The organism is uncultured Tissierella sp., from assembly GCF_902479755.1.
Lineage (GTDB): Bacteria > Bacillota > Clostridia > Tissierellales > Tissierellaceae > Tissierella > Tissierella carlieri.
Map to the genome: position 1 here is coordinate 73,181 of NZ_CABSQO010000014.1, position 13,597 is coordinate 86,777.

Consider the following 13,597-nt stretch of genomic DNA (forward strand, 5'->3'; position numbering starts at 1 on the left):
TCCTACACCTTCCTATCAAAAATACTATTTCCACTGGATTTCTTGTTTTCTTTTCCATATCCTGGATCTATATGAGTATTTGTAATTAAGTTCATATTAAAATCAATCCAATCTAGATTATCTTGTATAAGATCATTGTTTAATTTATTTCTCAATGAAAGTTCTGCCATGACTTCCTTCATCTTATCTCTAATATATATTAATCTACTGTTGTCTTCTGGTATTCTTTCTATTACATTAGAAATAGGAGTGTTTACAGCTAGCCCCCAAGTATCTAATAATTTTTCTCTTTCTTCCTCTAAAAGAGCCATTTCATTTATTAGAGTTTCTTCTTTTTTTGTAGTTTCTTCTAACTCTCGCATATGATTGTTTATAATCATATCTGCCTTTTTAAATGAAAGTTCTTTTAATTCTGTTAAAACAGTCAATTCCTTTTCCATCACCGCTTCTAGCTCTTCCCTAAAAGTCATTTTCATCACCGGCCATTAAATTTTTTTGTCAAAATTAATACTTTCAAGCATTTTTTCAGCTATCTTTTTCCCTTCTATATGATATGTTCCTGATTGAATTTGATTTTTTATATCTTCAACCTTATCCATACGTATTTCTTCTACGTCTTTAATTTTTTGCAATGCATATTGAAATTCTATAGCTTTTTCAGATATTTTAATTTGATCAATATCCTTTGATCCTTTATCCGAATTAACTTTCTTGACCCCCGAATTTTTGTTATACACTTGAAAAATATTATCTATTTTATTTATTCTCATAAAAAACACCCCACTTAACTTTCTATTATTATTATCGGTAAGATGGGGTGTTTCTTTAGCATATTATTTTCTTTTTTCATATCTATCTATTACTCTAAATTTTTCTTCTACTTTTTTATCTATTGTTCTTTTAGTTGATCTTGCAGAATCTACTACTTGTCCCAACTCTCTTTGAAGGTTATTCTTGCATTTATCACAAAACCTTCCTGTTCTAATACTTACACCACATTTTTCACATTCTAATATTAAATTACTGCCTTCTCCTATTTCTAGTCTTCCTTCCCTTAAAAATACTATTATCTTCCTTGAATCCACTCCCGTAGCTTCTTCAACCTCCGAAATAGTTGCTCCTGGATTATCATATAGATACTCCTTTACCTTTTGAAATTCATCCTCACCAGTCTTTCTGCAACTATGGCAGATTCTAAATCCATCATATTGATAAATTTTTCCACACTTAGCACAATTTCTTATATCCATACTTTCACATCCTTTAGTTATTTTTGCTTGATGTCAAGGCTATACCTATTACTTCCTTAGCACCATTATTTATAAGCACTCTACTGCACTCACCCATAGTTACTCCAGTTGTTATAATATCATCTACTAAAAGTATCTTTTTTCTTTCTATTTCACTAGAATCTTTTATTTGAAATGAGCCCTTTAGATTTATGATTCTATCAATTTTATTTGAATGACTTTGCTCTTTTGTCCATTTAGTCTTTATTAGATTCTCCCTTAATAAAGGTTTTTCAAGATTTTTTGATATGTAAACTGCCAATAACTCTGCTTGATTATAACCTCTTAATGCTTCTTTTCTTTTATGGGTGGGAACATAAATAATTATATCTATATCTTCGGCTATTTTTTTATTTTCAATAGTCCTAATCATAATTTCTCCAAATGGTTTATATAAATAGTTCTTTCCATTATACTTATAGTTCTTCATCATTTCTCTAATAAATCTATTATATGAAAGCGAGTAATACACCTTATTGATATATATGGAATCTATTTGCACTTCTCTATTTAATACTTCCAAGTTCTCATAACACTCTTTACAGATATATCCTTTAATGCTTCCATTTTTCTCTTTGCAAAAAAGACAAATATGTTTTGTTGGAAAAAGTAAACTATTTAAGGTTTGAAGCAAGTTTATCCCTCCATGAAAATAGATACATAATTTCTAATCTTTTTATCTAATGCTGAGTATCTCTTTGTTATTCTATTATTTTTTATCATCATAGATAAATATTTTTCTTCTCCTACTAATACTACTAAATTTTTAGCCCTAGTAATGGCTGTATATAATAAGTTACGAGTTAAAAGCATCGGTGGTCCCCAACTAATTGGCATTACCACCACTGGAAACTCTGAGCCCTGAGATTTATGTACTGTTGTTGCATAGGCTAATCTTAACTCATCTAATTGATTAAATTCATATTCTACTTCCTTTTCATCGTCGAATAAAACTTTCATTGTCCTATCTTCTTCATCTATATCAATTATAAAGCCAAAATCTCCATTGAATACGCCTTCACCAGTATCTACTTCTAATCCATCTCTTACTATTTTCCATTCAGTTGTATAGTTGTTTTTTATTTGCATCACCTTATCACCAACTCGAAACAGTTCATCTCCAATTTGTTTTTCTGCTTTGGACTTATCTTTAGGATTTAGGACGGACTGTAAATGTTTATTTAGTGAATTGATGCCTACATCCCCTTTTTTCATCGGAGTTAGAACTTGAATATCTCTTACTTTATCTACTCCATAAAAATTAGGAAGTCTTTCATGACAAAGTTCTAATATAGTCTCTAATATTCCATCAGTACTGTTTCTAGTTAAAAAAAAGAAGTCTTTATCCTTTTCATTTAGAATAGGTTCTTCTCCTTTATTTATCTTATGGGCATTAACTATTATCATACTCTCTTCTGATTGTCTAAATATTTCATCTAACCTTACAACCTTAATTACTCCCGACTCAATAATATCTCCAAGCACGTTTCCAGCCCCCACTGATGGCAGCTGATCTGTATCTCCTACTAGAACCACACGGGTTCCCGGTTTCAAAGCCTTTAAAAGTGAGTTCATGAGAAGTATATCTATCATAGAAGATTCATCTATAATAATTAAATCTACATCTATAGGACTGTCCTCATCTTTTCCAAATGCCATAGATTCCTCTTCCATAAAGGAGTATTCCAATAGTCGATGTATTGTCTTTGCCTCTATTCCTGTAGTTTCCGTCATCCTTTTAGCTGCTCTTCCTGTTGGCGCTGCAAGAATCACTGATAGATCCATATCTTCACAAATCTTTATTATAGCATTAATTGTAGTAGTTTTACCTGTACCTGGCCCTCCTGTAATAACTACTAATCCATTTTCTAAAGCTTCTCTTATTGCCACAATTTGTTTTTTAGCGAATAGAATGTTTTCTTGTTCTTCTATTCTTTTAATTTCCTTTTCCACATCTATCTCTAATTCTTCCAATTTGACCTGAGATAATTCTACGAGTTTTCTGCTTACATTATTTTCTGCCATATGAAATGGAGTATAGTATACAAGAGTATCTTCATTATCTGCAATTAAATGAATATTTCCCCTAAGTCCCAGATTCCTTATACCTTCTTCTATTAAACTGTTTTCTGCATCTAATAGCCTAGAAACATTAGATATTAGCTCGTTCTTAGGCACATAGCAATGGCCATTTCCTGCGAATTCCATTATTATATATTTAATTCCAGCTTCTATTCTATATGGTGACTCTTTATTTATACCCATTTTTGCTGCTATCTTATCAGCAGTTTTAAATCCTATACCGTAAATATCCTCTGATAGTCTATAAGGATTTTCACTAATTATATTTATTGTATCTTTGCCATAATTTTTATATATTTTTATACCGTAGTTAACTGTGATACCGTACTGCTGCAAAAATACCATTATATCTCTAAGTTCTCTTTGCTCAGCATAAGCCTCTACTATTATTTCAAGTTTTTTCTCACCTATGCCACTTATTTCCTTTAATCTTTCTGGATTATATTGTATGATTTCCAATGAATCCAGACCAAATTTCTCCACTATTCTCTTAGCGGTCTTAGGACCAATATGGGGAATTAGACCCGATGAAAGGTAGTTTTCTATTCCTTTTAATGTAGATGGCACTACTGTTGATATACTTGTAAATGATAATTGTTCACCATAGGTAGGATGATATATCCATTCTCCCTCTACCTTTACAGTCTCTTCTAGATTTATAAAAGGGGTATTACCTACTATAGTAACTGGTCCATCGGATGTATTAAGTTTTGCAACTGTATAACCATTGGCTTCATTTCTAAATCTTATTTCTTCTATTACACCCTCTAGAATCAACATTCATTTCACTCCTGTTTATTCAATTCATAGCCATAGGCCACTTACGCAATTTACAGTTCACAATGCACAATTGTTAAGGTCTAGCTTTGCAGTATTTTTTGCGACCAGCGGTCGCTTCCTTAATTGTGAACTTAAGTAGAGAACCAAAATCATGGTTTTTGATTTTGTGTTCATCGCTTAGCTACTGATATTTGCCCCGCAGGGTATAATTCGGTAGTCCTTTAGGGTTTGTTCATCTAGTGCATTGTGAATTGTGAATTTGCTAACTCCTTAATAATTCAACCTTATCTATCTTTTCCCATGGCAAATCTAAATCTGGTCTGCCAAAATGTCCATATGCAGCTAATTGTCTATAAATCGGTCTTCTTAAGTCTAAATCTCTAATAATAGCTGCTGGTCTAAGATCAAAATGTTTATTAACTAGTTCTTGAATTTCCGTATTGGATATCTTTCCAGTTCCAAAAGTATCTACATATATTGATAAAGGTCTTGCTACACCTATAGCATATGCCAGCCCTACTTCACACTTGTCTGCTAATCCTGCAGCTACTATGTTTTTTGCTACATATCTTGCAGCGTATGCAGCTGATCTATCTACCTTTGTTGGATCTTTTCCTGAGAATGCTCCTCCACCATGTCTTCCATATCCACCGTAAGTATCTACTATTATCTTTCTTCCAGTTAATCCAGCATCTCCCATAGGACCACCCACAACAAATCTTCCTGTAGGATTTACGTAGTATTTTGTATTTTCATCTAATAACTCTTTAGGTATTATTGGCATTACTACATGTTTTATTATATCTTCTTTAATAGTCTCTAAGGTCACATCCGGACTATGTTGGGTAGATACTACAACATTTTCTATTCTTACAGGTTTATCGTCAAGATACTCTACAGTTACTTGAGTCTTTCCGTCTGGTCTTAAATATTCTAATGTACCATCTTTCCTTACATCTGATAATCTCTTAGCTAATTTATGAGCTAATGATATAGGCAATGGCATTAGTTCTGGTGTTTCATTACATGCATAACCAAACATCATCCCTTGATCTCCTGCACCAATTAAATCTAGTTCATCATTAGAGTTGGTTTTTTGCTCTAGTGCTTTGTCTACTCCCATAGCTATATCCCCTGATTGTTCGTTTATAGAAGTAAGCACAGCACATGTATCTGAGTCAAATCCATATTTTGCCCTTGTATACCCTATTTCTTCTATCGTTTGTCTCGCAATCTTTGGTATGTCAACATAACAATTAGTAGTGATTTCCCCTACTACTAGTACCATTCCAGTAGTTACAGTTGTCTCACATGCCACCCTCGCATTGGGGTCTTTTTCAAGTATTGCATCCAGTATTGAATCTGAGATTTGGTCGCATACTTTATCTGGATGCCCTTCTGTTACTGATTCAGAAGTAAATAACCATTTTTTCATTCGCTTTCCTTCCTCCTTAAATTTTTCTATTAGGTGCACTTTTATATTTTCCAATTTTAATGTAAAAGAGAAAATATTCTTCTCTGTGTTAAGTCATATTACGCAGTCTCACTGCACAAATTCATTCGCTCATTATCATTCGCATGAATTTTGCGTTCGTTGCCTTTTTGTCCAACGAGCATTCGCGAGTTGTAGACAAAACGGACAGCGTAGGTGCGTTTGACCTACTAAAGCTCACTATCATTCGCTAAGTTAGGTCATTTTCCACAGTCTCGAAACACAAATCTATTTGCTCGCTACGCTCGCATAGATTTGGTTCTCGTTGCGTTTGACCTACTAAAGCTCACTATCGTTCGCTAAGTTAGGTCATAAAAAAAACCTTCTCGAGAAAAGGTTTTAGCATTCGCTTTACCTCATCTCTCAGAACATAGTTCTGTGGGATTTAGCACCTTGTATAAATACTGGTTGCCGGATTTCATCGGGCCCATACCCTCCATCGCTCTTGATAAGGAACTATATTGATTTTTTATCTAACAAAGATTTTATCACAATGAAAATTTCTAGTCAATAATGATAAAAATAATCAAAATATTGAAAATACCTTATAGGATATAGTAGCCACGATAATTCCCGATGTTATTATACCCAAGGATATAGATAGCAGTGCTTTTCTAAAATTCATTTTTAACAAGGATGCTATAACTGACCCTGTCCATGCACCAGTACCTGGCATTGGTATGGCTACAAATATAAAAAGTCCTAGTAAACTATATTTCTTTATAATAGCTGCTTTACTCATAGATCTCCTTTTTACCCATCCTACAGTTTTTGAAAATATTACAGTCTTTTCAAAGTATGCCATGATTGGGTGAAGTAATTTTAATAAAAAAGGTACTATTATCATATTTCCTATTATACTAAGGATTGTACTATGTATTGGACTAAGTCCTAGAGATATGCCTAAAGGCACTGCCCCTCTAAGTTCTATTATAGGCAGCATTGCAAAAAATATTACTATTAGCTCTGTTTGTAACTCTTCTAATAATTCCAGCATAAAGATTCCTCCAATCTTACTATAATTATAAGGTATTTTTTAGCCTTATTCAATTAACTTATGTTTAATTTAAAACTATTCCCCACATATTTAAACTACACACAATATGACCTATGAAATAAATTCATACTATGAATTTATTTCATAGGTCTTTCGTATTATAAATATTTATAAGTAATACAAACTGAATAATACAAAATGGATGATAAAGCCTCATAAGGAAATAAAACCCATATGGCATATTATTTGCAAGCCTATAAAGATAACTATACAATTAATTTTTAAATCAATAACTTAGGAGATGAAAAAAATGATAAAATTAAACAACAAAGAAACAATTAAATTTAAACTGATTGTAATTCCCTTAATATTAGTACTTATTGGAATTCTAAGTATAGCTATAATTACTTCAGGTTTATTTAAGAAAAATTTATTAGATGCAAAAAAAGTGAGTGGTTTTGAGCTGGCAAGTCAAGTAGTTGACAGAATAGAAGATAATTCAAATGCAATTAAAAATATCAACGAAATCCTAGAAGAAAATATGAGAACCGCAGCAAAAACTACTATTAATAACCAAGGAAATTTAAGTAACGAGCTACTCGATAGTATTGTAGAGAACTCCACTGTAGACGCCATCTATTGGTACAATAAAGATATGGAAATCATCTACTCTACAGTGCGAGGAGATATCGGATGGCAAGTACCTGCAGATCATCCGCTGACTAGGTTTATGGAAAGTAATGATAATGAGATAATGGAGGATATTAGACAAGATGGTGCATCAGAAAATGGGAATTATTTTAAATTTGGGGCAATAAAGGCTAAAGATGGTGAACTTGTGCAAATTGCTATTCTTGCTAATAAGGTTCAGCAATTAACAGAACAATATGGATACCAAAATCTTGTTGAAGATTTATCCGAAGCAGATAATATAGTCTATGCAGGATTTATTGACCCTAATGCTAAAGTTTTAGCCAACAGTGATATAAGTAAGGTAGGATCGGAAGAAAGTAAGGAATACATTATCAATGCCATTACCAGCCAAGAGCCTTATTCTTATGTATATGATAATGAAGGCACTGAAGTATATGAGGTTCTAATGCCTATTAATATGAACAATAAATATTTAGGAACATTAGAACTCGCCTTCTCTATGGAAGAAACTTATAAAGCAATTAATAGAAATGTTTTTATTATTATAACCATAGGGGTTTTAGTATTTACTATATTAGGAATCATATTGTATTCTATATCTAGAGGTATAGCAAAGAATCTTAATATTACAAAAGAGCATTTAAACATTATGACATCAGGAGACTTTACTGCGAAGATTCCCGATAAATTTATTGCCCAAAACGATGAATTTGGTGAAATTGCAAATGCTATGAAAAATGTTCAAAATTTTATCAGGGATACAACAAAAAATATAGCGGACTCTTCAGAGAGATTAAAATTAGCATCACAAAAGCTAACATATGCTAGTCAACAGTCAGCTATAGTATCAGAAGAAATAGCAAATACAGTTCAAGAAATAGCAAAAGGAGCCAATGATCAAGCTCATGATACGGAGCAAGGTGCAATAAATGTTAATATCCTCGGTGATTTAGTAGAAAGAAATCAGAATTTCATTGAAGAATTAAATATGTCTACACAAGAAGTGAATATTTTAAAAGATGAAGGTATTAATACTATAAGAGAATTGGTATTAAAGACAAAAATGAATCAGTCCTCTGTAAAGGAAATAAATGAAATAATTACAAATACAAATGAAAGTGCAGAAAAAATTGAACTTGCCAGTCATATGATTCAAAGTATTGCAGAACAAACTAATCTATTGGCATTAAATGCTGCTATAGAAGCAGCAAGAGCTGGAGACGCTGGAAAGGGGTTTGCTGTTGTAGCTGATGAAGTTAGAAAGCTGGCTGAAAGATCTAATGAATTTACAGAAGAAATAGTTACAATAATAAAGGAATTAACTACTAAAACAGAGTATGCAGTAGATAATATTAAAAAGGTTGAAGAATCCACAGAAATTCAGGTAAAAAGCGTAGAAACAACTCACGAAAAATTTGATGGTATTGCTTTAGCCATAGAAAAAATGAAAAATGCAATAATAGATGTCAATCATTCTGGTGAAGAAATGAGAAATAAAAAAGAAGAAATAATAGTAATCATTGAAAATCTATCTGCGATCTCAGAAGAAAATGCTGCTGGAACAGAAGAAACCTCAGCATCTATAGAAGAACAAATGGCATCTATGCTAGAAATAGAAAATGCATCTAGAATTTTATTAGAATTAGCAGAAGAAATGTATGATAGCATTTCAAAACTTAAATATTAAAATAGTATTATTCAAATTATTTATTTTTGATTCATATGAAAAACAGAGATATATAGAGATATTTATAGATTATTTTTAATATAGTGCGTTTTTTTACATTATATCTTATATTCATCTTATTTTAGTCGAATACTACCAATTTTATACTATTGCATTTTCTCCCAATCCGTCGTATACTATAATAGTTGAGTGAGCGACGGGGTGTAGCGCAGTTTGGTAGCGCACGTGGTTTGGGACCATGGGGCCGGGGGTTCAAATCCTCTCACCCCGACCATCGACAGAATGACTAAAGAAATCTTTAGTCATTTTTTTATTTTTTTGTTTTAATATCTATAACTCTTCTATTAGTTTCCTACACTTTGTTATTTCATTCTTTATCAGCTTTCAATTGTTATTGTCCTCAACTTGTAATATGTTTGTAACCTAATTGATATATTTAAATTATATAATAGAATGGACAAGTAATCACAGGGAAAAAAGGGAGAATTAAAAGTTTCTACCAAAAAATTACATAAAATATTACGAGGTGAGATTATGAAAAAAAATTTAAAGAAAGTTTTTGTATCTTTGCTAACTGCTACTACGATTTTTACATCTACTGGACCAGTCTTAGCAAATAAAATTACTGTAAACATGCCATATTCCATATATCAAAATATTGAAAAGAATAATATTTCCTCTGGAGTAGTCCATGAGAAAATAATGCGTTTCACTACTGCTGGATGGTGGAATATAAATGTTCTTAGAATCAATCTATTAGACCCACATACTGAGATAAAAAGTCTAATAAATCCCAATGGTATGCCAAGTAGGGACAAGGTTAGTTCCATGGTAGAAAAACATAATGCTGTAGCTGGAATAAATGGAGATTTTTTCAATTACAGCCCCATGCCATCAACTTTGGGTGCATTAATAGAAAATGGTGAGCTTTTAACTGCCCGTCGGGATGATGCTAAACCTTTGCTTCCCGGATTCTTTGTAGATTTTTTAAATAATGCTAATATTGACTATTTCCAGAGGACAATGGAAGCTACTAATCTTACAAAAGGAAATAAAATCAACATAAATGCCGTAAATAATGTGTCGACATATTTCGATGCTGTAACTCTTCTAAATAAACACTGGGGCCCTAAATCCATAGGAACTAAATTCCATAATGATTTAGTAGAGGTAGTTGTAAAAAATGATATAGTAACAGATGTAAGGGTCGGTCAAGAGGCTATAGATATTCCTGAAGATGGTTATGTATTAATAGTAAGGGGTTATCAAAAATCACAGGAACTTCAAACCTTTTCTGTAGGTGATTCTATAGAGCTTAATATATCCAGTACTCCAGATATTAACAATATCAAGTTTTCCATAGGTGGAGGAAGTTATATACTTAAAAATGGCGAATTAAACCGCCCCGATCTTGATTCTCCTGGAAATGCTCCTAGAACTGGGATTGGAATTAATAAAGACGGTACAGAGGTAATTTTAGTGACTATAGATGGTAGAGATACTTCCTTTAAGGGAGTTACTCAAGAAATGTTTGGAGCAATCTTTAAAGAGCTTGGAGCGTACAATGCCTTAAATTTAGATGGTGGTGGTTCTACTGCCATGGCTATAAAACCTGTTGATTCTCAAAAAGCCGTAATAGTAAATAAACCATCTGAAGGTGCTGAGAGACCTGTTGTAAATGGTGTAGGAGTATTCTCTAATGCTCCTGTAGGCGAATTATCATATATTAAGGTGTCTACTGATGATAGCAATATGTTTATAAACACTACAAGAAAATTTACAGTAAAGGGATATGACCAGTATCATAATCCTGTAACTATTGATGAATCTAAACTTGTATTTACTCAAGAGGGAGTAAATGGTAACATAGCTGGCAATAGTTTCAAAGCTCTTTCCCAAGGAAAAGCAAAAATCACTGCCAATTATGATAATATAACTAATTCAATAGACATCAATGTATTAGGCAATGTAAAAGATTTAACTACTGATATGTCTAACTTCAATATAGATATAAATAGTGAAAAAACCTTACCTATATTCTATGGTAAAGATGAAAATGGATATCAAGCTAAGATATATCCTGAGGATATTACGTTTACAACTATAAATAATATCGGAAGCGTAACTAACGGAATATTTTATAGCGCTGATACATCTGTAGCAGGTGTTCTTACTGCTAAACTAGGCGAAGGAATTGAAAATATCTTAGTATCTATTGGTAGTGAAGGTAAATTAGTAGAGAGATTTGAGTCCCTTGATAATTTAAGATTTTCTGCATATCCAGAAACAGTAATAGGTGGAATAGGTCTTAGTAGTGATGCAAAGGAAGGGAATTCATCCATATCATTAAAATACGATTTCTCTCAAGGAGAAAACACTAGAGCAGCATATCTAACTCTAATGAATGGTGAAAATATTGGGCTACCTATACAAGGTGTACCAAGAAAATTGGGCCTATGGGTCAATGGAGATAATAGTGGTAGCTGGTTAAGAGGAACTATAAAAGACAATAAAGGTAATTCACATACAATTGACTTTGTAAAAACTATTGATTGGACTGGATGGCAGTTTGTAACAACTAATATTCCATCAAATGTTTCATACCCTATAGTTTTAGAAAAAATTTATCCTGTTGAAACTGATAATCTAAAGAAACAATCAGGAGAACTATTATTTGATGGTCTTACAGCATTCTATCCTCCTACACTAGGTAATATAGTATTGCCTACTCCAAGTACATTAAAGGATAGTAAAAATATTAAAACTAATGTTAATAAAGATGGCTTTTCCTTTGCTGTATTCATGGAGCCAAAGGGATTAAATCAATTAGTAAAATATGATGCTAGCTCTAAAATTAAATCTAAGATTAATACTCACAAAATAGCTATTTCTTTAAACGGTATGTCAAATGAGTTTGTAAAGGGCTTAACTAATTATGCAAGGATTGATGCATCTGGAGCTTATAAAAGAAACAAACATCAAGATGTCGCTTTCATAAATGTAAATACTGGGAAGAATGGTATTAGGGAAACTAATGCTGAACAATGGAATAAATTAAAGGCTGATTTAAATGGAACAACTGAAAACAATATCGTTCTTTTATTCCCTACACCGATATTCGGTTCCAATGGATTTACAGATACTTTAGAAGCAGACCTTCTTCATAAGCATTTAGTTGAAACTAGAGAAAAAGGTAAGAATATATTCGTTGTCCACGGAGGTAATTCCAATACTTCAGATTTAAAAGATGGCATAAGATATATTGGATTAAATACTAAAACTTTAGGAAAACCAGAAGATATTTATGATTTATCTATTATAGAGTTTACAGTAAATGGCTCTGATGTAACTTACACCGTTTCTCCATTATTTGAGAAGCCAGGAGTTAAAGTAGGTAAGTAAATGAAAATGACTTAGGAATGCATTCCTAAGTCATTTTATAATCTTACATAACCATTTTTAAATTGATTATACAGCATCTTAGCTATACCTACGCTATTATCTCCTTTAGTCATTTCCTTAGATAATTCTTCTAGATGCATTTCTTCAAATATACGTGTCCCCTGAGATTTCTCTATTAAACCATTATCATCAGGAACGGTTTTTTTCATTTCCTTTAGCATCATATAAATAAATATGCTTTCGAATTCACGACATACATCCATCAATTTTTTATCATCTTCAGTATGTTTCAAATTCTCAATTTTTTTCTGAACTAAAGAAGGATCTCTATCCGTATTTATAATATTATTAGTTGGTGATATTTCCATTAGTTCACCTCATTATTCTTTTAAATTATTATACTATAATTATTAATTATCTTTTTAAATTATTGGCTAATTGCAACATTTCATCAGAGGTAGTAATTGTCTTTGAATTGATTTCATACGCTCTTTGTGCAGTAATCATCTTTACCATTTCATCTACTACTTGAACATTTGATGCTTCTAAATATCCTTGTATTACCCTAGTACTCATTTCTTCAGCCTCTAAAAGTATTTCTTCGCCAGAAGCTGCAGTTGCCCTATATAGATTTTGACCCTCAGATTGAAGACCTTCTGGATTCATAAAGTTAACCAACATAAGTCTTCCAATCTCAACTGTTTCATCATCTTCATCTTTACCATAAATATATCCCAGTTCATCAACTGTAATATCTTTAATTCCTGTCTCTATAGTAATTAAATCGTCGTCTTCACTAAGTACAAAATATCCTTCCGAAGTAACTAAAGTGGCCTCATCTCCGTCGATACTTAACTTGAAGCTTCCATCTCTAGTATATCTTATATCTCCATTTGGCAATTCCACTGCAAAGAACCCTTCTCCATTTATAGCAAAATCATAAGTTCCTTGAGTCTCCATAAAACTACTTGTCCTAAAATCTCTCTTAGTAGCTACTGGCATAACACCATGGCCTACTTCAAGATTTACCGGCCTTCCTTGATCATCATTTATATTAGCTCTTTTTATATTTGCATAAAATAAGTCTTTAAATTCAGCTCTTTGCACTTTATAACTAGTCGTATTTACATTTGCTAAGTTATTAGATATAGTATCTATATTAAATTGCTGTGCCTTCATTCCTGTAGCTGCAGTCCATAATGATCTCATATTAT

11 protein-coding genes, 1 tRNA gene and 1 riboswitch are annotated in these 13,597 nt (G+C 32.1%); of the genes, 3 read left to right on the forward strand and 9 right to left on the reverse strand.

Annotated features, from left to right (window positions below):
- Positions 1-2: 2 nt before the first annotated feature.
- From flgN to RDK80_RS09310, 7 genes are all read right to left on the reverse strand, one after another.
- The gene (gene flgN / locus RDK80_RS09280) at positions 3-470 is read right to left on the reverse strand and encodes a flagellar export chaperone FlgN (protein ID WP_158220011.1); all 468 of its coding nucleotides are present in this window, start codon (positions 468-470) and stop codon (positions 3-5) included.
- A gap of 15 nt (positions 471-485) precedes the next feature.
- Positions 486-770, reverse strand: a complete 285-nt coding sequence (gene flgM, locus RDK80_RS09285; protein WP_308524122.1) for a flagellar biosynthesis anti-sigma factor FlgM — start codon at positions 768-770, stop codon at positions 486-488.
- 63 nt (positions 771-833) lie between these two features.
- A complete protein-coding gene (locus RDK80_RS09290; RefSeq protein WP_094899643.1) occupies positions 834-1,250 on the reverse strand; it encodes a TIGR03826 family flagellar region protein in 417 nt (138 codons plus the stop codon).
- 13 nt (positions 1,251-1,263) lie between these two features.
- Complete coding sequence (locus RDK80_RS09295) at positions 1,264-1,923, reverse strand: ComF family protein (protein WP_308524123.1); 660 nt, start codon at positions 1,921-1,923, stop codon at positions 1,264-1,266.
- A gap of 2 nt (positions 1,924-1,925) precedes the next feature.
- Complete coding sequence (locus RDK80_RS09300; protein ID WP_308524124.1) at positions 1,926-4,151, reverse strand: ATP-dependent RecD-like DNA helicase; 2,226 nt, start codon at positions 4,149-4,151, stop codon at positions 1,926-1,928.
- Between the two features lie 262 nt (positions 4,152-4,413).
- Positions 4,414-5,586, reverse strand: coding sequence for a methionine adenosyltransferase (gene metK / locus RDK80_RS09305; RefSeq protein ID WP_308524125.1), 1,173 nt, complete (start codon positions 5,584-5,586; stop codon positions 4,414-4,416).
- Positions 5,587-5,996: 410 nt separating this feature from the next.
- A riboswitch (SAM riboswitch) is annotated at positions 5,997-6,098 on the reverse strand.
- A 71-nt stretch (positions 6,099-6,169) separates the two neighbouring features.
- Positions 6,170-6,640: a small multi-drug export protein gene (locus tag RDK80_RS09310; protein ID WP_094899639.1), complete on the reverse strand. Its 471-nt coding sequence runs from the start codon at positions 6,638-6,640 to the stop codon at positions 6,170-6,172.
- Between the two features lie 310 nt (positions 6,641-6,950).
- Between RDK80_RS09310 and RDK80_RS09315 the strand changes: the two genes are divergently transcribed.
- The 3 genes from RDK80_RS09315 (at position 6,951) to RDK80_RS09325 (ending at position 12,383) form a co-directional block, all read left to right on the forward strand.
- The gene (locus tag RDK80_RS09315) at positions 6,951-8,981 is read left to right on the forward strand and encodes a methyl-accepting chemotaxis protein (protein ID WP_308524126.1); all 2,031 of its coding nucleotides are present in this window, start codon (positions 6,951-6,953) and stop codon (positions 8,979-8,981) included.
- Between the two features lie 197 nt (positions 8,982-9,178).
- Positions 9,179-9,255, forward strand: a tRNA-Pro gene (locus RDK80_RS09320).
- Positions 9,256-9,515: 260 nt separating this feature from the next.
- Positions 9,516-12,383, forward strand: a complete 2,868-nt coding sequence (locus tag RDK80_RS09325) for a phosphodiester glycosidase family protein (protein ID WP_308524127.1) — start codon at positions 9,516-9,518, stop codon at positions 12,381-12,383.
- 35 nt (positions 12,384-12,418) lie between these two features.
- On the opposite strand, the gene RDK80_RS09330 is transcribed toward RDK80_RS09325, so the two are convergent.
- Positions 12,419-12,751 (reverse strand): rod-binding protein, encoded by a 333-nt coding sequence (locus RDK80_RS09330; protein ID WP_094899636.1) that lies wholly within the window; start codon positions 12,749-12,751, stop codon positions 12,419-12,421.
- Positions 12,752-12,797: 46 nt separating this feature from the next.
- The gene (gene flgG / locus RDK80_RS09335; RefSeq protein ID WP_094899635.1) at positions 12,798-13,592 is read right to left on the reverse strand and encodes a flagellar basal-body rod protein FlgG; all 795 of its coding nucleotides are present in this window, start codon (positions 13,590-13,592) and stop codon (positions 12,798-12,800) included.
- Between the last annotated feature and the right edge of the window lie 5 nt (positions 13,593-13,597).